The organism is Acetobacter pomorum, assembly GCF_002738225.1.
Lineage (GTDB): Bacteria > Pseudomonadota > Alphaproteobacteria > Acetobacterales > Acetobacteraceae > Acetobacter > Acetobacter pomorum.
Genome location: NZ_PEBQ01000147.1, coordinates 24,450 through 46,100, shown reverse-complemented (window position 1 = coordinate 46,100; position 21,651 = coordinate 24,450). Strand labels below are relative to the sequence as shown.

At 51.9% G+C, this 21,651-nt stretch carries 21 protein-coding genes and 1 tRNA gene; 6 read left to right on the top strand and 16 right to left on the bottom strand.

Going from position 1 to position 21,651, the window contains the following annotated elements; translation table 11 throughout:
- The first annotated feature begins 295 nt into the window (after positions 1-295).
- Positions 296-493, top strand: a complete 198-nt coding sequence (locus tag CSR02_RS12215; RefSeq protein ID WP_099541816.1) for a hypothetical protein — start codon at positions 296-298, stop codon at positions 491-493.
- A 6-nt stretch (positions 494-499) separates the two neighbouring features.
- On the opposite strand, the gene CSR02_RS12210 is transcribed toward CSR02_RS12215, so the two are convergent.
- Positions 500-576, bottom strand: a tRNA-Arg gene (locus CSR02_RS12210).
- A 120-nt stretch (positions 577-696) separates the two neighbouring features.
- Positions 697-1,806 carry an alpha/beta fold hydrolase gene (locus CSR02_RS12205; RefSeq protein WP_099541815.1) on the bottom strand — a complete coding sequence of 370 codons (1,110 nt, stop codon included), beginning with the start codon at positions 1,804-1,806 and terminating at the stop codon, positions 697-699.
- Between the two features lie 60 nt (positions 1,807-1,866).
- Between CSR02_RS12205 and CSR02_RS12200 the strand changes: the two genes are divergently transcribed.
- Together CSR02_RS12200 and CSR02_RS12195 are read left to right on the top strand one after the other, a co-directional pair.
- Entirely contained in the window at positions 1,867-2,082 is a 216-nt protein-coding gene (locus CSR02_RS12200) for a zinc-finger domain-containing protein (RefSeq protein WP_099541814.1), read from the top strand.
- Between the two features lie 94 nt (positions 2,083-2,176).
- Entirely contained in the window at positions 2,177-4,372 is a 2,196-nt protein-coding gene (locus CSR02_RS12195; RefSeq protein ID WP_099541813.1) for a protein-disulfide reductase DsbD family protein, read from the top strand.
- Here CSR02_RS12195 and CSR02_RS12190 read toward each other — a convergent pair.
- The 9 genes from CSR02_RS12190 to CSR02_RS12150 form a co-directional block, all read right to left on the bottom strand.
- Complete coding sequence (locus CSR02_RS12190) at positions 4,369-4,707, bottom strand: DMT family transporter (protein ID WP_099541812.1); 339 nt, start codon at positions 4,705-4,707, stop codon at positions 4,369-4,371. The genes CSR02_RS12195 and CSR02_RS12190 overlap by 4 nt on opposite strands.
- Positions 4,708-4,724: 17 nt before the next feature.
- On the bottom strand, positions 4,725-5,993 hold the full coding sequence (serS, locus tag CSR02_RS12185; RefSeq protein WP_099541811.1) for a serine--tRNA ligase: 1,269 nt from the start codon (positions 5,991-5,993) through the stop codon (positions 4,725-4,727).
- A 3-nt stretch (positions 5,994-5,996) separates the two neighbouring features.
- Entirely contained in the window at positions 5,997-6,827 is an 831-nt protein-coding gene (gene tatC / locus CSR02_RS12180; protein WP_099541810.1) for a twin-arginine translocase subunit TatC, read from the bottom strand.
- Complete coding sequence (gene tatB / locus CSR02_RS12175) at positions 6,824-7,495, bottom strand: Sec-independent protein translocase protein TatB (RefSeq protein ID WP_099541822.1); 672 nt, start codon at positions 7,493-7,495, stop codon at positions 6,824-6,826. Before tatB ends, tatC begins: the two co-directional genes overlap by 4 nt.
- 75 nt (positions 7,496-7,570) lie before the next feature.
- The gene (gene scpB / locus CSR02_RS12170; protein ID WP_099541809.1) at positions 7,571-8,296 is read right to left on the bottom strand and encodes an SMC-Scp complex subunit ScpB; all 726 of its coding nucleotides are present in this window, start codon (positions 8,294-8,296) and stop codon (positions 7,571-7,573) included.
- Complete coding sequence (locus CSR02_RS12165) at positions 8,293-9,183, bottom strand: segregation and condensation protein A (RefSeq protein ID WP_099541808.1); 891 nt, start codon at positions 9,181-9,183, stop codon at positions 8,293-8,295. Before CSR02_RS12165 ends, scpB begins: the two co-directional genes overlap by 4 nt.
- Before the next feature lie 24 nt (positions 9,184-9,207).
- Positions 9,208-10,203, bottom strand: a complete 996-nt coding sequence (locus CSR02_RS12160; RefSeq protein WP_099541807.1) for an SPOR domain-containing protein — start codon at positions 10,201-10,203, stop codon at positions 9,208-9,210.
- Positions 10,203-12,002, bottom strand: coding sequence for an arginine--tRNA ligase (gene argS, locus CSR02_RS12155; RefSeq protein WP_099541806.1), 1,800 nt, complete (start codon positions 12,000-12,002; stop codon positions 10,203-10,205). The genes CSR02_RS12160 and argS overlap by 1 nt, the downstream gene beginning before the upstream one ends.
- A gap of 47 nt (positions 12,003-12,049) precedes the next feature.
- Positions 12,050-13,210: a deoxyguanosinetriphosphate triphosphohydrolase gene (locus CSR02_RS12150; RefSeq protein ID WP_099541805.1), complete on the bottom strand. Its 1,161-nt coding sequence runs from the start codon at positions 13,208-13,210 to the stop codon at positions 12,050-12,052.
- A 174-nt stretch (positions 13,211-13,384) separates the two neighbouring features.
- Between CSR02_RS12150 and CSR02_RS12145 the strand changes: the two genes are divergently transcribed.
- Entirely contained in the window at positions 13,385-13,753 is a 369-nt protein-coding gene (locus tag CSR02_RS12145) for a HesB/IscA family protein (RefSeq protein WP_099541804.1), read from the top strand.
- Positions 13,750-14,535, top strand: a complete 786-nt coding sequence (gene xth / locus CSR02_RS12140; RefSeq protein ID WP_099541803.1) for an exodeoxyribonuclease III — start codon at positions 13,750-13,752, stop codon at positions 14,533-14,535. The genes CSR02_RS12145 and xth overlap by 4 nt, the downstream gene beginning before the upstream one ends.
- 67 nt (positions 14,536-14,602) lie before the next feature.
- Here xth and CSR02_RS12135 read toward each other — a convergent pair whose 3' ends face one another.
- From CSR02_RS12135 to CSR02_RS12115, 5 genes are all read right to left on the bottom strand, one after another.
- Positions 14,603-15,643, bottom strand: a complete 1,041-nt coding sequence (locus tag CSR02_RS12135; RefSeq protein ID WP_244176979.1) for a glycosyltransferase — start codon at positions 15,641-15,643, stop codon at positions 14,603-14,605.
- 117 nt (positions 15,644-15,760) lie between these two features.
- On the bottom strand, positions 15,761-16,804 hold the full coding sequence (locus CSR02_RS12130; protein WP_099541802.1) for an ELM1/GtrOC1 family putative glycosyltransferase: 1,044 nt from the start codon (positions 16,802-16,804) through the stop codon (positions 15,761-15,763).
- Positions 16,797-18,122, bottom strand: coding sequence for a lipopolysaccharide biosynthesis protein (locus CSR02_RS12125; RefSeq protein WP_099541801.1), 1,326 nt, complete (start codon positions 18,120-18,122; stop codon positions 16,797-16,799). Before CSR02_RS12125 ends, CSR02_RS12130 begins: the two co-directional genes overlap by 8 nt.
- A gap of 379 nt (positions 18,123-18,501) precedes the next feature.
- Entirely contained in the window at positions 18,502-19,515 is a 1,014-nt protein-coding gene (locus tag CSR02_RS12120) for a hypothetical protein (protein WP_099541800.1), read from the bottom strand.
- A gap of 137 nt (positions 19,516-19,652) precedes the next feature.
- Positions 19,653-20,333, bottom strand: coding sequence for an ATP-dependent Clp protease proteolytic subunit (locus CSR02_RS12115; protein WP_183172688.1), 681 nt, complete (start codon positions 20,331-20,333; stop codon positions 19,653-19,655).
- A gap of 95 nt (positions 20,334-20,428) precedes the next feature.
- Here CSR02_RS12115 and CSR02_RS12110 point away from each other — a divergent pair, with 95 nt between their 5' ends.
- Positions 20,429-21,541: an OmpA family protein gene (locus tag CSR02_RS12110; RefSeq protein ID WP_244176977.1), complete on the top strand. Its 1,113-nt coding sequence runs from the start codon at positions 20,429-20,431 to the stop codon at positions 21,539-21,541.
- Positions 21,542-21,651: the final 110 nt, after the last annotated feature.

Genomic DNA, 21,651 nt, shown 5'->3' with positions numbered 1-21,651 from the left:
GACGTATAGGAAGTCCTGAACAACCAGAAAATGATCCAAAATTACTCCATCTGTGAGATTTCCGCGTCGAATCTGGGCCATGGGCAGCCCAACACGCACGCAACAAACTCAGGATTTTCTCAACAAACTCAAACAAACACATTTACCCATTTCCGCATCAGAAGCATCTGGTGTGGAAAAAATATGCACATATCTGCATGTTCTGGCCGTTCCTATGGAATAATGGCTTTTCAGCCCTATTCACGGCTCTACATATTTGGTGTTCAGACACTCACAACCAGAAAGAACCTGCCATATGCCTGAATCTAAAAAGGATAGTCCCAATAGACATCAGGCAACCCAGCCAGCATCTTCATCGCAAACAAGAGCCAACTTGGGGAGTGGCGCAGGTATTACTGTATTTTTAGGCTTTATAGGATTTATTGCGTCACCCAAAGCAAGTCTACGTAGCTTGTTGGAAGATGCAAAAGATCATTACCGACGCAAAAAATGATCATTATGGTGGACCCGGCGCGATTCGAACGCGCGACCTTTGCCTTCGGAGGGCAACGCTCTATCCAGCTGAGCTACGGGTCCGTGCGCCTTCCCTAACGCAATTTAGGGGCACTTGCCAAGCCTCTATCTGCATTATCCTGATAACTTCCCGCAGATAGATTTTGCTTCTTATTTCAGTCTTACTGCTCTGGATGGATATGTTTAACGCACCAAACCGTCTAACCACGTGGCAGGAAACCACTTTCCCTCCGGCTTGGCCGGGTTTTGTGCCTGCCACGCACTGGCGGCCACATCTCCACCTGATGGTAAAAAATTATCAGGTTGGGTAATCCAAGCCAGCATATCCTGCGTTACCTGTTTGCCATTCCGATCTCTCAGCAACAAATGGTGTCCGCCAGAAATCAGATCCAACCGAGTGCCTTTTGGCAAGGTTTCCCATACTTTGGCCATTGCTGTCGCCGGCACAAGCTGGTCTTTGTCTCCATACACACAAAGCAATTCCCCTTTTATACGTGGGGCTGTTGCTGCGGCTTGTTTCATCAAATCCACCAGCCCCCGCAAGGCTTCAAGCTGTGTGGCACGCAGGGTAAGTGGATCAAAATAAAGGCGTAAAAGGGCTGCCGGATTATCACTTGCCACCACATGCACTGGCAGTTCCCGCCCCGTTACCAAATGATGCGGAAAAAGTGTTGCCAGAATATCCAGAGGAATATCCGCCCCAAGCCCCAGATTCCACACTGCAGGCGCCAAGAGCAACGTACCCGCCACAGATGGCGCATCTGGAGCAGACATAAGAAGCATCAGAATGGCGCCCCCCATACTTTCTCCTGTCAGATAAAGCGGTATCTGTGGGTTTTCATGCTGAAGTATGGTGATTTCCTCCCGCACGTCCTGCACCATACGCTCAGCCCCTGCCCATTCTCCACGGTCTGGGGCCTCTCCAAACCCGCGTTGATCCGGCGCCACTACGGTTATGCCATGTTGAGCAAAAAAGGGTGCGGGTTGCTCCCACGCATCGCGGCTATCATTAAACCCATGCAACGCAAGCAATATGGCTTTTGCCTGCCCTTGCGCCTTCCATATACGTGCGGGAATAGATGCACCATCAGACAACGTGAACATACGGTCGGGCGGAACCAGCCGGGCTGCCGCAGCAAAACGTGGTGGAGGCTTGGGAGGATCAGGAAGTTTCATACTGCATCCTGTCAGGCTTAAAAACATAACCAGTAGCGCACAGCCGTACCGGCCATACATGCTCACGCGCATGGGAAGATAAGAAAGGTGCAAAACCATAGCCCAAACAGCTATCATACACACAGTCAGCACATGTCTTTCATTTGGCCATCATAGCAAAAAGGAAATACCGCACCTATGTTGATACAACCTGCCAACCCTGTGCCGCACCCTAAACTGGGGCATGTTGAAACCATTATGGTGGACAAACGCAAAATTGCCTGCAATGGCGGCTTGGGCCAACTTGGGCACCCACGGGTATGGCTGAAAATTGGTGGACATCAAACCGTGTGCCCTTATTGTTCACGTCTGTTTGTACTGCAACCTGACGCTGATCTTCTGGCAGACCATTAACTGCCTTTTCTTCATCGGTTGTTTTCAACAATATCACATTACAATTACAGGCAAGTTTGGCTTATGCTGCGCGCTTCCTATCGCAGAATGCACCATGAGTTTGCCTGTTATGCCCTTATCGCGTCCTTTCGCTTCTGGCCTGCACCATTTTCCTGCAACACTGCGGGCAAAATGCTTTCAACATCGCTTTAGTGGCTGGCTTTCAAACTCTTTCGCTATTCTGGCTGTGGCATTTACGCTTGCTCAGTCCGCAGCATTCGCGGCAGAAAGCACGCCGATCAAAACCGGCCACAGCATAGCAAGCCTGATAACCGCATCTGATACCGCTGATAACAATAGCCCCTTACACATTGCCTTGCGCCTACAGCTTCAGAACGGTTGGCACACATACTGGCAAAATCCAGGAGATGCGGGAGACCCACCAGCCATCACCATAAAGGCTGATGGAGCATTGCAAGGCAGCACGCAGGCTATCCACTGGCCCGTACCCCAGCGCATTCGCGATTCTTCCCTAATGTCTTACGCTTATACTGGCGATGTTATTCTGCCTTTGGAGCTTCAGCTCCACCCGGCAGACCAAAATGCAGACAAAGTGAACATCACGGCACACGCAAGCTGGCTGGTATGTGAGCATGTATGTGTGCCAGAAGAAGCTGATCTTGCGCTTACATTAAACAAAGGTATGCCGCAGCCTTCAGTCCAAGCTCCTTTATTTGAGCAAATATCACAACATATGGCTGTGCCCTCACCTTACACAGCAATTTTTTCCCCCGATGGCCTTTTACAGCTGACAGGCAAAGATCTGAGCCCTACATCCATTACCGATGCGTGGTTCATGCCAGAACAACAAGGAAAGATTGCCGAGGCCGCAGCACAAAAACCCGTTATCCGAAACGGCTCTGTAACATTGCACCTGAAACCTGCTGCTAATTTTTCCGCCCTTCAATCCTTGGCCGGGATTGTAGTTTTAAAAGATAAAGCTGGTACGGAACGTGCTTTGCAAATTAACGCGAGCCCCGGCACACCTACCGATACAGCAGAAAATACCTTCCCTGCATCTACCGGCTTTATACGGCAAATGCTGTTTGCCTTTATTGGCGGCCTTATCCTGAACCTGATGCCGTGCGTTTTTCCAATTCTGGCCATGAAAGCTCTGGCAGTTACCCGGCTGGGCCATGCAGCAAGGCGCGAGCAGATTCTCAGTGCCGTTTGTTATGCTAGTGGGGTGATCAGCAGTTTTACCCTACTGGGCGCAATCATGATGGCAGCACGCCTGAGTGGTGCAGCAACAGGCTGGGGCTTCCAATTTCAGTCTCCCCTATTTGTTGGAATGATCTGCTGGCTGCTTTTTGCTATGGCCCTGAACCTTCTGGGCGTGTTTGCGTTTTCTGCTGTCTCTATCAACAGTACGCCCCATACACGCCACAACTTATGGAATGATGTTTTAACAGGCGTGCTGGCTGTTATTGTGGCCTCTCCCTGTACTGCACCTTTTATGGGGGTAGCCATTGCAGGGGCCCTTTCTGGTCCACCTCTTGCCGGGCTTACCGTATTTGCAGCGCTCGGTCTGGGGTTGGCCTTGCCTTATCTGCTTATAGCAATCTGTCCATCCTGCAGCCGCATGCTGCCGCGCCCTGGCGCATGGATGGTCTATTTGCGCCAGTTTCTGGCATTTCCCTTACTGGCATCTTGCGTATGGTTGCTTTGGGTGGCCACGCTGGAAGGCGGTGCCTTCATAGTTGCTCTTCTCGGATCCGGCATGGTGCTTCTGGGATTGGCTGCCTGGATACATGGGCTGACCCAAACACACCAGAACATATGGTCTGATCGCAAACGCTTTGCCCTGCACGGGCTGGCATTATTGGCATTACTTGGCACATTGGGCCTGCTGCCTGCATTACGCCAACAGGCTGTAGCGCCTTCTTCAGCACAAGGTATGACCTTGCCCGAAGGTGTGGAAGCCTTTTCCAACACACGGCTGCAAACCCTGCAGGCCAACGGCAAAAGCGTATTTATAGATATGACAGCCGCATGGTGCATTACCTGTTTGGTAAACGAGCGTGTGGCATTGGATGTGCCAGAAGTACGCAACGCGTTCAAAGCCCAAAATGTCACACTATTGCGTGGAGACTGGACAACGCACGATGCCACCATTACCGCGTTCCTGCGCCAGCATGGGCGCGATGGTGTGCCTTTTTACCTGTTTATTCCGGCTAACGGCACACCAGTCACATTGCCGCAAGTGCTTACGCCGGGGCTGGTTATTAAAACCATTCGTGCCACACACTAATGGGGCATGGAGCCTGAGAACAGATTGATCACCAACACTCCAACCATAATCAGGCCAATGCCTATAAGGGCTGGAGTATCCAGAATCTGTTTAAAAAACAGTGCCCCAATAGCAGAAACAAGCACAATACCAATCCCGCTCCAGATGGCATAAACAACGCCAGTTGGAATGGTTTTGAGCGGAATGGATAGAAAATAGAAGGCACATCCATAAGCGGCCAGGCTGGCAACTGCGTACCCCCAGCGGGCAAACCCATGAGAAGCGGTCAGCAAAGATGTGCCGATAACTTCAGATACAATGGCTATTGCCAAGTATAGGAAAGGTTTGGAAACCATTGTATCTGTAATTTACCTTAGCTGATTTTTTCAATTTTTCCCATATACGGGCGCAAAACATCCGGCACGGTAATGGAACCATCTTCGTTCTGATAATTTTCCATTACTGCAATCAGAGTGCGGCCAACAGCAAGACCAGAACCATTGAGCGTATGCACAAAAGCTGGTGCGGCCCCTGCCTGAGGGCGATAACGGGCATTCATGCGGCGGGCCTGAAAATCCCGCGTGTTGGAGCATGAAGAAATTTCCCGCCACGCATCCTGCCCCGGAAGCCATGCTTCCAGATCAAAGGTTTTTGCGGCGCCAAACCCAGTATCTCCAGCACATAGCAGCACACGACGATACGGAATATTCAGCTCCTCCAGAACCTTTTCCGCACAGCGTGTCATACGTTCGTGCTCGGCATCGCTTTCTTCTGGTATGGTAACAGAAACCATTTCCACTTTTTCAAACTGATGCTGGCGAAGCATCCCGCGCACATCGCGCCCGGCTGCCCCGGCCTCACTCCGGAAACACTGGCTGAGTGCGGTCATACGCAGCGGCAGTGCTAAAGCCTCCAGAATATCGCCAGATACAGAAGCTGTAAGCGGCACCTCTGCTGTGGGGATAAGCCAACGGCCATCTTCCGTACGAAAGGATTGATCTGCAAATTTTGGCAGCTTGTCTGTTCCGTACATGGCATCATCATTCACCATGACGGGCACTTGCGTTTCCGTATAGCCATGCTCTGTTACGTGTAAATCCAGCATAAACTGGCCCAGAGCACGCGCCAGACGCGCAATACTGCCACGCAGCACCACAAAGCGCGAACCAGAAAGCTTGGCAGCTGTTGCAAAATCCATCTGCTTCAGCATTTCACCCAGCTCAAAATGCTGTTTGGGTGTAAACGTAAAGGTAGGTTTTGTGCCCCATTCATGCTGCACCACGTTGGCGCTTTCATCCGGGCCATCTGGCACCGTGGCATCTAAACGGTTGGGCAGATTGGCCAAAAGTGCTGTGCTTTCACGCCCCAGTGCGTCTACCTCTTCTTCCAGTGCTTCCATTTCTGCGCGCAGGGCCAAACCTTCGGCTTCCAGATCGCTACTATCACCCCCGCTGCGCTTCAGTGTTCCTATTTCACGCGCCAGCGCTTTGCGGCGCCCCTGTTTTTCCTGCAATACAGTTTGGGCCTGGCGGCGTTCTTCATCCCATGCCAGCAACTTGGCCGAAACAGGTTCAATTCCGCGGCGGGCAAGATCAGCATCAAAAGCAGCGGGATCAGCCCGCAGGGCGCGAATGTCATGCATGGGTCAGGGAACCTCCTGCTGGGTGTTGGATGTATTTTCTGCTTGGCTGGCCTTCCACTTGGGTTCAACCAAACGCGCGCAGATAATGGAAATTTCGTAAAGCAGCACCAATGGCACGGCCAGACCGATCTGGGTGATAACATCTGGCGGCATGAGAATGGCGGCAATAACAAAAGCCCCCACAATGGCATAGCGGCGGAAACGGCGGAGCATATCTGCTGTAACAATCCCCACCCGTGCCAAAAGCGTCAGCACAACCGGCAGTTCAAACGCTACACCAAAAGCCATGATCAACTTCATGACCAAGGAAAGATATTCGGAAACCTTGGCCTGCAGTTCAATCTGCACACCATCATGCCCCGCACCTGCTGTCTGGAAAGACAGAAAGAAACGCCATGCGATGGGAAAAATGAAATAATAGGCCAGTGACGCCCCCACCAGAAACAGAATGGGCGTTGCAATTAAAAAGGGTGCAAAGGCCCGTTTTTCTGATCGGTAAAGACCGGGGGCTATAAAAATCCACGCCTGCATGGCCACAACGGGGAAGGACAAAAAAGCTGCCCCAAAAAACGCCACCCGAATATAAGTGAAAAATGCCTCATACAGTGCCGTATAAATCAGGTGTGGCTGTTCACCCTGCTGGCGCATAATCTCACCCAATGGGCGCGCCAGAAACAGATAAATATCGCCTGCATAATGGTAACAGAGCGCAAAACACAGAATAAACGCCGCCCCTGCCCATAACAAACGCCGGCGCAATTCCAACAAATGTTCAATCAGCGGCATTGGCTGATCGTGAATAGGATCTTCCCCGACGGTTTCATGCTCGTTCATGGTTGATGATCCAGTATTTGCTGTTCTGGCTCAGCCCCTTTTGGCTGATCTAGCTGTATATCCGCATCCTGATGCCACGCTGGCCGGTTTGGGCCAGCAGACACACGCCCCAATCTTTCACCCGGCGCCACACTTCGGCCTGCATGCATAACCCGCACAGGCGGCAAAAAGGCTGGTGGATGCAAGCGTTCCTGCTCCTTTAAAATGCGGCGCACAATATTGGGCGGCAATTCTGGCGGAGCACTGGCAATATCATCATCCGTTACCACAGGTTCGTATGTGCTGGGTACGTATGGTGGAATACTGGTTGTACTTTGCGTGCTGGAAGCGGGCATATCCAGTGCACGAGGGCCTGCGGGAATATGCTGTTCAGCAATCTGTGGTGGAGGAGCAAAAGAACTGCTTAGCGTACCATCAGAATCAATAGCCTTCATGATCCGATTACGTACATTGAGATTTTTGAGATCCCGGACCTGATCACGCACTTCTGTCAGATCAGCCTCACGTACCATCTCATCAACGTGAGACTGAAACTCTCCTGCCAGTTTACGTGCCTTTTTCAAAGCACCTGCCAGCCCACGAATGGCCACTGGCAAATCCTTTGGCCCGATAACAACCAGAGCCACGGCGCCAATCAGCGCGATTTCAGACCAGGCAAAATCAAACATGAACAGTTCCGTTGCTGCACGCACCGCACAGGGAAAGCAAACACCCCCATACAATTCTATGATGCGGAGTATCTATCATGACCCTTCTGGCCCGGAAACATGCGGTTTTGTGCTTTCTGCTTCAGCATCCAAGCCAACATTGGTCTGTGCGGGGCTATCTGGTAATGTAGCGTGATCTGGTTGGGCAAAAGTAATTTCGGTTTGTGGCCGCCCCATTGCACCGGTATTTTCAGGCACTTCCACCAACAGTTCTTCCCTGCGCGGCAGATCCGCCAAAGATCGTAGGCTGAAATGGCGCAAAAAATCTTGCGTTGTGCCCCACAATACAGGCCGCCCCGGCACTTCCTTGCGCCCTTTTGGCATAATAAGAGCGGCTTCTATTAATGTATCCAGCACGTTCTGGCCAAGGCTTACGCCGCGTATTTCTTCTATCTGCACACGTGTACAAGGTTGGTGATACGCAATAATAGCCAGTGTTTCCATCACCGCGCGAGAAAAACGACGCGGCCGCTCAAGCACACGTGTAAGAGCAGGCGCAAGATCTGGAGCTGTCCGAAACTGCCACCCTCCGGCTATTTCAACAGGCATTACGCCACGGCCTTCATAACGCTGTACAAGTGCTTGCAAAACAGCCGTAACAAACGCTGCCAAATTATCCACACCATCTGGCACAAGCTGGCGCAATTCCAGCAGCTCCGCCAACCTGCGTGCACTTACAGGTTCGGTAGATGCAAAAATAAGTGCTTCGGCCAGCCGAATGGCCTCTTCTGAAACCGTGTTTTCTTCCATGTTACTGGTCATGAATTTTGTGCACCATCATTGCCCAGCTCTTGCATTTCTTCATGCGGGCGTAACATGATCTGGCCAAAAACCTCTTCCTGCCGCAATTCAAGCCTGCCACTTTTTGCCAATTCCAGCCCTGCAATAAGCGTGCCCGCCACAGCAGCGCGGCGTTGACGCATAGCATCTGCCCCTTCTGCCTGTTCGGGCAGTACATCTGGTAAAAACGCATCCAGACTGCTCCAACCGGGCGGCGTTTCACCCAGCAAACGTGTCAATCGGCTTAAGGCATCCTGCACAGTCCAGAACCGTAAGGTACGTGGGGCATAAATACGCTTGCGCGCATTACGGCGCATAGCCGCCATATAGGCCCGCATAAGCTGCGGCATATCCAATGCCAGACCCGAACGGTCTATTTCTACCAGATCCTCTGCCACGCCTCGGGCAAAAACATCCCGCCCCAACCTTGGCCGCTCATCCAGCCAACGCGCCAGCTCACCCATACAGGCAAGTTCTATCAACCGTTCCTGCAGCAGCTCTGCGGCTTCTTCACCCTCTACTGCAAGCTCATCATCCGGGGGAAGGAGCAGGCGAGATTTAAGCCACGCCAGCCATGCTGCCATAACCAGCCAATCCGCAGCCAGTTCCAACCTAACCCGGCGGGCATTTTCCACCACAGCAAGATATTGCTCCACCAGTTGCAAGATGGAAATACGGGCCAGATCCACCTTTTGCGCGCGGGCCAGATCAAGCAGAAGGTCCATAGGACCTTCAAACCCGTCCAAGCGCAGAAGTGGCACACGCGGCACCTGTTCTGCCTGTGTATCAGCCTGCGCAAAAAGCGTGCCAGTTGCCTCTACAGGGCTTGGTGCCGTTTCAACATCTGCCCGTGTATGTCCTGCTTCCATTCTGCCAGACCAACCAGTTGCAGCCTACGGCCGCACCACCATGCACGCCATGCCGCGTTCACGCACGGCTGAACAGAATTCACGCGCAGTTGCCACAGAAGCAAAGCCCTTTACGCGCAGGCGGTAGAAAGTGGCATTATTCTGCTCTGTCCGCACAAAGGATGGTGTGCTTTCTCCAAACAATGTGGGATACCGAGATTTAAGGCGTGACCATTCCTTACGCGCTTCATCTTCAGTTTGCACCGCTGCCAATTGCACCTGATACTTTCCACCCTCTACGCCACCATGTGGCACAGTGGATGTTTTTGTATCTGCTGGTGCAGCCTTACTTGCCGCGGCAGTATCCTTGACCGGGGCCGGGGCTGGCGTTGCCGGTTTTGGCTTCTGCTCGCTTTCCGATGATTGCGCAGCAGCAGCGGTATCACCTTCATCTACCCCTGTAGAAGATTCAGTTTCTTCCTGCGCAGACGTATTTTGATTACTAGCCGAAGGTGCCGCAGCAGTTTGTTGCTCTGCCCCCTGCCCTGCGCCTTCAGCCCCAGCTGCCGGAGCAGATGCCTCCTCCGGCTTACCAGAATCACTACCTCCCTGCGTACCGTATTGGGCTGCCAGCGCTTCCGGATTAGGTTTTTCCGGTGCCGGAACAGGGTGTGCCTTTGCATCGGCTTCCTCATCCGGCATGGCAACAGAATCAAGCTGCATCCCACCCGGATCAACCGGCTTTGTACGCATGGAAACCGGCGGCGGCCCCATAATAGGAATACCATGCTGATGGTGCCCCATCAGCGCCCAGCCACCAATACCCAGCACCAACAAACCACCCAAACCAGCGGCGCCATAAACCAGACGCCGTGTGCCCGTATCACTGCTTAAAAAGCGGGTCAGCACATTCTCGGTTGGGCGGTCACCTGCTGCCGTGGGCCGCGTAGGGGCCGGATCTTCATAATCCATGCTCATACGCTCACGCGCACGGCTGATCCTGTCATCCGCTGAAAATTTGGGGCGGTCTTCATCACTCATCAGCGCATTTCCTCCACGGGTTCCACACCCATGACTGCAAGACCAGAACGGATAACCACCGCTGTAGCTGCAACAAGAGCAAGACGCGCACGGGTGGCCTCTACGGCATCAGGCTGGAGGAAGCGCAAAGAAGCATCATCCCGGCCACGATTCCAAAGAGCATGAAAGCCACCCGCCACATCAGCAAGATAGAAGGCCACACGATGAGGTTCCCGTGCAAGTGCTGCGGCTTCCACCATACGTGGCCATTCTGCCAGACGGCGGATAAGCGCCATTTCTGCATCAGACGTCAGAGATTCGAGCGATGCCGAGGCCAGAGCGACATCATCCGTATCACCATACACCCCAGCTTCAGCTGCGGCCCGCAACACGGAGCGGCAGCGCGCATGAGCATACTGCACATAAAAGACCGGGTTATCACGCTGCTGCGCAACAACCAGATCAAGATCGAACTCCATCTGAGCATCGCTCTTGCGGGTCAGCATGGTAAAGCGCACCGCATCCCGCCCGACTTCATCAATCAGATCACGCAGGGTGACAAACGTGCCAGCCCGTTTGGACATTTTAACGGGCTGTCCATCACGCAGAATATGCACAATCTGGCACAGCACCACTTCAAGCGGCACCGTACCGCCCGTAATGGCCTTAACGGCGGCTTTCATGCGTTTGACGTAACCACCATGATCCGCACCCCAGACATCAATCATCATTTGTGCGCCACGGGCCACCTTGTCCGCATGATAGCCGATATCATTGGCGAAGTAGGTATTGGTGCCGTCAGACTTGCGGAGCGGACGGTCAACATCATCCCCAAACTGAGTGGAACGGAACAGAAGCTGCTCACGCTCTTCCCAATCTTCCGGCAGCTTGCCTTTGGGCGGTTCCAGAACGCCCTCATACAACAGGCCCTGCTGTTCCAGCTTGCTGATAGCTGCATCTGTTACGCCACGGCGTAGTACTTCCGCCTCTGATGTAAACACATCATGATGCACACCAAGGGCTGCCAAGTCTTCCTTAATGGCATTGAGCATATGCGCCACGGCAAAACCACGTACGGTTTCCAGCCATGTGGCTTCTGGCGCTGGCAAAGGTGCACCATCGGCATCGGTTTCTGTCAGCTTGTTCCCGTATTCCGCTGCCAGCTCCATCCCTACGGGAATAAGGTATTCCCCTTGATATTGCAGACCACCGGGCGCCAGAGCAGAAAAATCATCCTGCGTCATTTTAGTGCCCAGCGCTTGCAGGTAACGCCAGTAAGTTGCCCATGCCAGTGCCTTTACCTGTGCACCGGCATCGTTGATATAAAATTCCTTGGTTACGGCAAAACCTGCCTTGGCCATTAGATTGGCAAGAGCATCCCCCACCACGGCACCACGGCAATGGCCAACATGCATGGGGCCAGTGGGGTTGGCGGAAACATATTCCACATTCACCCGCAACCCTTTGCCTGCCTGAGATGCCCCATAGCCTTCACCCGCGTGCAATACCACAGGCAGAACACTGCGCATGACATCGGGCTTAAGCGTAATGTTTACAAAGCCCGGCCCTGCGGCCGCTACAGAGGCAACACCTTCCACCTTCTGCAAGGCTGAAACCAGATCAGCCGCAATATCTGCCGGTTTGCGCCGTGCCACCTTGGCCAGCAACAGGGCGGCATTGGTTGCCATATCTCCATGCGCAGGGTCTCGCGTTGGAGTCAGTTCCACACGCGCCAGCGTTTCTTCCGGCACATCAGGTAACAGTTCCTGCACGCTGGCCAGAACGTATTGACGGTAACGCTGAAACACACAGTCAGACATAAAACACTCAACCCCGTAATAGTAAAAAAGCGCTGGAAACGCGTTTATCAGCCTGCAACAGACAGGTCCGTCAACCGTCTATGTTCTTCCATGGCGTAGCGATCTGTCATGGAAGCCACATAATCCGCCACGACACGCCGCAACCCTGTGGCATCTTTCCCCTCTGCCTCACGCTGCCACTCTGCCGGCAACAAAGAGGGCGACTCCGTAAGCGTATCAAAAAGCTCTGCCGTAACGTGCCGGGCCTTGTGCGTCATGCGGTTGACACGCCAATGCCGATATAAATGCGCAAACAGAAATTTGCGTATCCCTTTATTGGCCTGCGCCATGGGTTCATGAAACGCCACAACGGGGCTGGATGCCGCGCGTATATCTTCCACATGGCGCGGGGCCAGATCCTGCAAGCGTTCACGCGTGCAGACCAATACATCCGTCACCAGTTTATGAATAACGCGGCGCACCATTTCATGCCGGATACGCTGCAAAGTGCGGCTATCCTGAGAAGGAAGATCAGCCGCCGCCTTGCGCACCTCAAACAGCTCTTCCCCCACCACGGGGACATCCACCAAATCATCCAGCGAAAGCAGGCCCGATTTTACACCATCGTCCAGATCATGCCCATGATAGGCGATGTCATCTGCCAATGCTGCCACCTGCGCCTCGGCGGAAGCATATGTAGACAGTTCCAGCGGGAAAAGCGCATCCAGCTCCAATAACCGTGCGGACGGACGTTTGACCGGACCATTGTGTTTGGCTAGGCCTTCCAATGTTTCCCATGTCAGATTCAGCCCATCAAACGCTAGATACCGGCGTTCCTTCAGCATAACCTGTCGGAGGGCCTGTGTATTATGGTCAAACCCGCCCCAGTCCTGCATATGGGCGGCCAGGGCATCTTCTCCCGCATGCCCAAAAGGCGTGTGCCCCAGATCATGCGCCAGAGCCACTGCTTCTGTCAGGTCTTCGTCCAGCTTCAGAAACCGGGCCATGGAACGGGCAACCTGTGCCACTTCCAAAGAATGTGTCAGGCGCGTACGAAAAAAGTCGCCTTCGTGGTTCACAAAAACCTGCGTTTTATATTGCAGGCGGCGAAACCCGGAGGAATGGATAACCCTATCCCGGTCACGCTGCCATGGTGAACGCGTGAGAGAGTCCGGCTCATTATACAAACGGCGGCCCCGTCCCTCCCCTGGTTGAACGGCATAGGGCATCAGATCCCTGCATCCTGTCGTATCTGGCACGCCTGCGGTTTCCTTTGCTGTAAGGCTTTACCAGCCTGTTGCCGGTATGTGATCCGAACGGAACTTTAGAATATTCCGATAAAGTTGACTATTCTATGCACCTTGCCCCTTCAAACCAGAGCGCGCGCAAGCTATTTAACAGGTATGACACAGCCCACACCTTTTTCTGTTTCGGAGTCTGCAGCAAACCGCATTGCCAGCGTGATTGCCAAAAAGCAGGCCGCAGCCACAGCAGCAAACCCTGCTCCGGTTGCCATGCGTGTATCTGTAGAAGCCGGAGGCTGTAATGGCTTTCAGTATCTTTTTACGCTCATTCCGGCTGCCAACATTGCAGAGGATGACACGCGTATAGAAAGAAACGGCGCGCTGGTTGTGGTTGATCCTGCCAGTTTGGATCTGCTTGCAGGAGCGGAGCTTGATTTTGCAGACAAGCTGATGGGTGCGCATTTTGCCGTTAACAACCCCAATGCATCGTCTTCCTGCGGCTGTGGTACAAGCTTTTCTGTGGCATGAAACTCGCAACGTGGAATGTAAACTCTGTTCGGCAACGTCTGGGTCTGGTGCTTGACTGGCTGAAACGTGAACAGCCTGATGTACTGATGATGCAGGAAATCAAGTGTGAAACGGATCAGTTTCCCAAAGCTGCCTTTGAGGATGCAGGGTATGGCTGTGCTGTTGTGGGGCAGAAATCCTACAATGGCGTTGCCACTCTTGTGCGTGGAGATTTTAGCATAACAACCGACCACCTGCCCGGTTTTTCAGACCCGGCAGCACGGTATGTGGAAGTGTGCACTCAAGACGTTGTGTTGGGAAATCTGTATCTGCCCAATGGCAATTCGGGCGGAGAGCAAGGTTATGCCACCAAGCTTGAATTCCTAAACGCCCTCACAGCTCACGCACGCCTCTTGCTGGCTGAAGAAAAAGATTTTGCTCTGGCAGGTGACTACAATATCTGCCCTGCCCCCATAGATTGCGCTCCGGGAGCTCTTGGCCCAGAAGATGCCTTGGTGCGCCCACAAAGCCGGGCGGCGTATCGTCGTCTATTATGGCTTGGCTTGACAGATGCATTACGCGCCCTACACCCAACAGGCGCAGCCTATACCTTCTGGGATTATCAGGCACGTGCATGGGAGCGGGATTGTGGACTGCGGATTGACCACATGTTGCTTTCTCCACGTCTTGCAGAGCGGCTGCAAACGGCGACACCAAACAGAAACGAACGCGCGATGCCACGCCCATCGGACCATGTGCCGTTTATTGTTACGCTAAAAGATCCTACAAAGCCGCGCACTTAAAAGACCCCAAAATCCGGTGTGATATGGCATTCATTACACCGGGTTTTAGGAATAGCTGGTCGTGTTTTCAAATGACTGGAGGCGGTGTTTGAAAATCGGCTGCTTTGCCAGCTTTTATAGCCTGCGCAATCAATTTCCATCTTCTAAATGCCAAATAGGGATGGCGAAAATGATAGAAAATACTTTGGCTATTTTTGAAAACAATTTTTGCCAAACAATAAAAAATAATATTGAAATTATAGATATCCTTATTCGTAACAAATTTACGTTCAATATACACGCGGTTCCGAATAGAAAAATAAGTTCTGGAAAGTTCTTCTTCTTCACATAACCAATGCTGCAATGCTGATTCATTGACTTGCCAAGACAATTCAAGATCTTTTAATGCACTGTTCTGGCATGCCCAGATTTGCCCTCCGTTTTCCGTAATGCGGAGGGTGAAATCATAATCATCAAAATAAAGAAAAAACCGTGTATCTGGCAAACCAATTTTTTGGATCCAGCTTTTATGAAACCAGAAACCACCATAAGCTGACATTTGCATTTGCAGACACTTCAACCCATCTTCCTGCCAAACCTTTGCTTTTTGTTTGCGAAACAAGGTCTGCATGGAAAAACCAAAAAATGAGTTTTTTGTAATTCCGTGAAATTTTCGTGTTTTAAAAAGCTTTTTATAAGTTCTCTTATCTTTTCTAAAACTGCTCAGGCATATTTGTGGGTTTGCCCCCATTCCAATCCATGTTTTAGAAAGCGCTTTTAAGGAATTTGGTTCGGGCTTGTTATCATCATCCAGCACCCAGATATGTTGCGTACTATTCCGCAAAGCTGCTGCCTGAATAGCAGCATGAAAACCACCAGCCGAGCCCGTATTGGTTGGTAAGCGTATAATGGTCATCCGGTCAGGTCCAAATATTTCCGGCAACCTGGTAATTTCTGCCCCAACATTCACATCTGTGCCGTTATCGACCACCACGGCATGCCCGGCACCTGCGCTAAAAACACCCTCCAGAACCTGTGTTAGCAAATGAACGCGGTTGCCATACGTTACAATAGCCGCACATGTTCCTTGCAGAACTGTCTGCTCATTCCATTCAAAATTTTCGTGCATGCAAATGTCTGCCCATTGCTGAAAATACCGTTACCAAGCCGCCAGCCGAAACAGACTTCCTCATGGCAGAGCCTACAACCGTGACATATAGTGCCGCGTTACCAGCGTATCCAATACCTAGGCTTTTCTGGCAACAAACAAAGGCAGTTTCATGATGCTTTCATAACATTTTTGCATATCATCATCCCGATGAAATGCCTCTGGGCTCCAATTTAGGGCCTGTAACGGCAACTGTGGTGCCGCCAAACGTATATAATTTTGCGCAGCCAAGGTTGCATGCCATGTATCAAAACACGTTCCGCTACCTAACCACCCATATTCTATCAACTTGTTTCGGATGGTTTGCAGCCCTAGCCGATCTGCCCAAACTTGCAAGCGCGTCATAAAACGACGCTTGGGGCGTAACGGAAAAACCCATACAGGCACGCCTGTTCGGCAGGCATCTGCCAGCATGGATGCACTATCTCCAGTCACAACAAACCGGTTGGCTTCCCGCAAAAAATTCTGAAAAGGATTAACACCCTTTCGGAAACTATAAATCTGCATCGGAATTGTTTTACTGATCTCTTTCAGCCAGCCTTCAGCTTCAACAGGTGTTCTTGGGCTCGTCAGAACATGCAAAAGTTCATGATGCGCTTGCGCCAATTTGTTACTAAAATACAGGAGTTTATATGTATCCTGTTCATTCAGAAAAAACTGACGAGACGGTGCACCATAAAGCACAACAGTACCGCCATGCCGGGTCTTCTGATCTATCTGGGGAATAAATGTTTTGTTTTTATCTGCACCGTTCAAAGGAAATCTTAAACGCAAGACATTAGATGCCGCAGGGTAATCATCCTGCGGTGGAATAATAATCAGATCCAGATCTGTAACAGGTATATGGCTTGGTCGCCCTATCTGCACAATAGCGGGAACTGTTTTGCAACGCGCACGTAATGCCAGTGCGGCCCGTACCGCATTACCAAAAGACAAAATCAACCTGATGTTTTGTGTATCCGGTATCTGTTCGGGCAAGCTAAAGTCTGCTTGAAGCGGAACAATCTGGCACGGTAAACCAAGCATATCCGCCAAAGCCTTGCACTGTGCCATTTCACCAGCACGGTGCGTATCCAATATCCACACCTCACCCATGTGAGAAACTGGTAATGTTTCACCCATTACCTTTCCCAAAATCCTGTTTCCGGCTCATCAATAGATAAGGCACAAGCCTTGTCAGAAAAATAACCAGCTCGCCTATCAATGTTGCCAAGCCAGCCCCTGTCATTCCCAACCCTGATGTCAGAAAATAGAGCAAGGGAAGCGTAATACACATTGTAAACAGCCGCCCTAGCAAAATCTGATGGGCCCGATTAAGTGAAACCAGCAAGGGTTCCAGCGGTACATCCCACAAATCCAAAATGGCGGTCAGTGTCATCAGCAACAAAAGTGTGCGGGTGCCAGACCACGGCACAGTTAACAACACATGTAATAACCAAGGGCCTAACACAAAAACAACAGCCAATACCGCTACAGAGAACACTCCCAACACCTGCAAAATACGATGCGTCACCTGCCTGATAGAGGCCCAGTCCCTTTTATCTTTCAAAGCAACCAATTCTGGATACAAGGCAGGTGTCATCATCTGGGCAGGACGGGCCAAACCATCAGAAATCTGCCATGTCACATTATAGATGGCGGCACTTTGCGGCCCAAGAACAGCGCCAACAATCATAACTGTGAGACGAGAGGAAAGACGCGCTAGCGCCTGATTGATGCTGACAGAAAATATAAAACGCCAGATCCCCTTGATAGGGCTAACCCAAGGCACTCCCAACATACGGAAATTTTGCAGACTATTTGCCCGCAAGAGCAAAAAGGCTCCCATTCCATAATTTATAAGGAAAGATGCAACCGTAGAAAGATACCAAATCAGCAAAAAACTGGTGAATGACCAATGCCAAACCAGCCCTACAAGGCTACCTGCCAAACGAATAAGCCCGCTTCCGCTATCTGCCATGACAGACAGTTCATACCGATCCAGAAGCCGCATAACCCCCATGGCGCCGCCGGTGTTCATGAACAGAATAACAGTCATGTACCAAAAGGGCATGGAAGAAGATATATCTCCCCATCCTAACAAAGCCCCAAACCAACTACATAATAGCAAGGCAACACACATACCTGCCACGGCGCCTACGCCATCCAGTAACATGCAATGACGTAGGAGCACTTGAAAAGGCTGCTTGTCTCCTGCCCGATGTAAGCTGCTGCCATATTGCAATAAGGGCTGCCAGGATTGAAACCGCAGCCCAGCCGAACAGGAAAGAACAAAAGAGTTAATCAGCAGCAGAACGCCATAATCCTGCAAACCCAACGCACGTGCTGCAATAGCTGTGGTAAACAAGGACAAGGCCGCACAAAAACCGCGCCCTCCCAGAATGTACCCAGTGTTACGAAAGACACGGACAAACAGCGCCTTAACCTGACTATTCATCATACGTGCGTCTTACCCCAACACCGTATTTGTTCACCATCTGCTTCCTTCCCGGCACAGTTCCTCGTTGCGTTGAGGTTTTGTCTGTTGGGGCTGCTTTAAAAGAGTCCGCCCGCCAAGACAAATTTCAAGCGTATTTTGCGCCTTATAGACGGCACAATCACTTAATTTATTCGCCGTTACCTGAAAAAACGTTCAGCATTCTTGCGCCACCTGTTCCGTAATACGAACAGAATACCCTCACCACACTGAGCGGTAATATAATCTGGAAAATACGGTGGCTTGCCCCCTTTTGCAGAAAGAGAACGCAACACCACCCAACCTGAAAAAACAAAACCAGCCTGCATAAAAGTCAGGCTGGTTGATGGAGGTTCGAAACAGATTAAGACGCTGTTTTACGGTTGGCCTTAAAAACACCGCTAGCAAATTCCCAACACCGGCCAACATCACGAATAACCCGTGCAATGGCAGGTGTGGTTGTTGGGCGCAGCAAACGCGGATCATACCCGGAAAAACGTCGGTCATCCTCATCCAGACAAAGCTGCATGAAATCCGGCAGATTGATCTGAATGTTGGTGACTTCCTTGGTGCCGGTTACCGTAAAATTGTTATCCTGCGTATGCACATGGCCTTCATCATCCACCGTGCGCACCAAAGACAAACGCTCATATCCAAGGAAAGCCCAAACAGCCAGCACCTTCAGTTCAAAATAAGGCCGCCGCCACCATGGCATAACCGCCCGGTTCCATGCCAACCAGTTGGCAAACAGAAGGATATGTCGGCACTCCTCCTGCATGATAGGCTCAAACGTATCTGTCAGTTCCGGCGGAAAATAGCCCGAACGCTTGGCCAGTTCGAACATGCCAAAAGCAAAAAAACTGTCCACACATTCGGAAAAACCTGTCACCAGATAAGCCCATTCAACATCCTTGGGCTCAACATATGGAGGCTCCGGCGCCATGGGGATATCATAGGCTGCCACCATTTTGGACAGTACTTCCTTATGCCGGTTTTCCTCCCACGCATTGCGGGAGATGGCATCCTTCATATCCGGATCTGTTACCAGATTGGCGTAAGCAGCCATGCGCAGGCGGGCCTTGCCCTCTGTCTGTACGGCGATATCCCAGATAGGGAGGGAGGTCACACGTTTAAGCGTTTCCGGGTCCAGCTTGGGCCAGTTGATAACAGATGGCCTGTATGGATTAAACGTCTCGCGGAACATTTCCGCCAAGGCATGCTTATGCGCCTCAGACCCCGGTGTAAGCGGCCCTTTTAAAGGGCTTACCCAATGGCGGGCACGATAATCGGCCTCTTCCACGGCCGCCTCATTGGGCGGCGGAGGCAGATCATCCATGCTTTCAGGCAGATGAGAATAGATATCGCTCAGAGAACCCATGTGAGGAACCTGTTTTCTAGGGATCCTGCGTGATACGACACCCAACATCTGGGCAGATATAACGGCAGATCCAGTAACGCAAACGCGCCTGCCTCACCCAATCCAGAACTGGAAATGCGAGGCAGGCGCGTTGTGTATTAGTGCAGATCAGACAGCTTTGAAATGATCTTGGTCACTAAGCCGTAATCAATCGCTTCCTTGGCGGACATCCAATAGTTACGATCCGTATCTTTAGCGACTTTTTCATAGCTATGCCCGGTTTCCTTGGCGAAAATCCGGTTCAGCCGTTCACGCATCTTGATAATTTCACGCGCTTCAATGTCGATATCCGTTGCCGGCCCACGTACGCCACCCATCGGCTGGTGCAGCAGAAAACGCGTATTGGGTAAGCAGAATCGACGCTCTTTATGCCCGGCCGCAAAAATAAGCGCCCCAGCAGATGCCACCCAACCTGTGCCAATCATGTTGATCGGAGCAATCGAATCGACAAAGCGGATCATATCATGAATCGTGTCTCCACTTTCCACATGCCCACCAGGGGAGTTAACGTAAACATCAATCGGCTGGTCAGATTCACCTGCCAACGCCAATAGACGGCCCGTTACATCACGGGCAATTTTATCATCAATCCCGCCAAAAATCAGCACTTTCCGCTGCTTGAACAACTTGTGTTCCAGTTCGCCATGCGGGGCGCCGGCTGTTTTTTCTTCTGCCTTCTCCGGGGTTGCCGGAGTTTCCGGTTCGTCATCCATCTTGATGGCGTTACGGGGGAAAATGCCCGTCATTGCTTTCTCCGCATGTTCTGTATCTGTGTACATTCTCTTATCCTGCGCTGCCTAAGGCTGCCTGCCAAGGGGCAATCATGTGCTGTCTCGCCAGCCGGGACGGAAAAGGGTAAGGTGCGCTCCGTCTCATGTCTCTGGTTTTCATTCGTTGGAGTATCCGCGCAGCCATGCCGCAACCCTGCTTAGAACACAAGCGGACACTCCGCAGCGCCATAGTTATAAAACCGGTTGTGCGGCTTGGCGGGCTTATGGTTTCTGGCGTGCTCCTTCTGGGGGGGTGTAGCCCCCATAAAGACGCCATTGATGGTACTCTTTCATGGATGCAGCATATGCGTGGTGGGGTTATTGCCTCCCAACGCCCACCACCGCCGGGTATTTATGACCCTTACCCACATGTTGGCCTCACACCCACCCAGGCACCAGAAATGCCTTCGCCCCAAGATCGGCAGCTTGTCACGCAAGAACTTATTCGTGAGCGCAATCTGGCGTATCGCACGGTAGCAGCCAATGGCAGCCTTATTCCAGATATCCCGCCTCCGCCCTCAGCCGCAGCGCAGCCTCCTGCCAAAGGCGCGGCATCTGCCACACAACCAAAAGGCAACACACAAGATGGCACGCAGCAGGCCAGTCTGCCAGAAGGTGTAAGCGGTGCCATTATGGATGCGGCGGATTCCTCACCAGCGCCAAACACCAGTTCCACGGCTGCCCAAACTGGCAAGGCACCTTCCCAGAGCAGCCATGCTGACAAAAAGCAGAACATGACAGCCGAAGCTGAGCCGGAAGTGGGCCTGCCAGAAGTGCGACCAAAAGCCGCCCAGACGGAAATTCCGGATTCTGCCATTCCACAAATTCCAGATGGACCACCCTCTGCCCCATCGTTTCCGGGCTTTGATGTGCCCTCCGATGCGCATCTGCCAGATACCATCAAACCAAATTATGATCTGGTAGATGTAAAGGGCACCTCGTTCCATTTTGTGCCACAATCAGACATGCTTTCCAGCGGGCAGGAAAACACGCTCAGCAAACTCAAGGCAGACCACCCCAATGGGCCATTCTTTATCCGTGGGTTTGGCAACGCGCTTTCACTCAGCGCACAGGATCAGTCCGATGCCGTAAAGCTGGGGCTTTTGCGGGCACAACGTCTGGCAACAGAACTGGTAAATCTTGGCGTACCTTCAACTGCCATTCATGTGCGCGGAGATGCCTTTGGTACAGGCGCCAAAGTGGCAACCAGCCCGTAAAGCATGTTTACAAAACAGTCATTCCAGCATTTTGCGCCGCGTGAGGAGTTGCCTGTTCTGTTCTGACGATTACTATGTTTCTTCCCACAAACCTGCGGGGGCCTTATCTC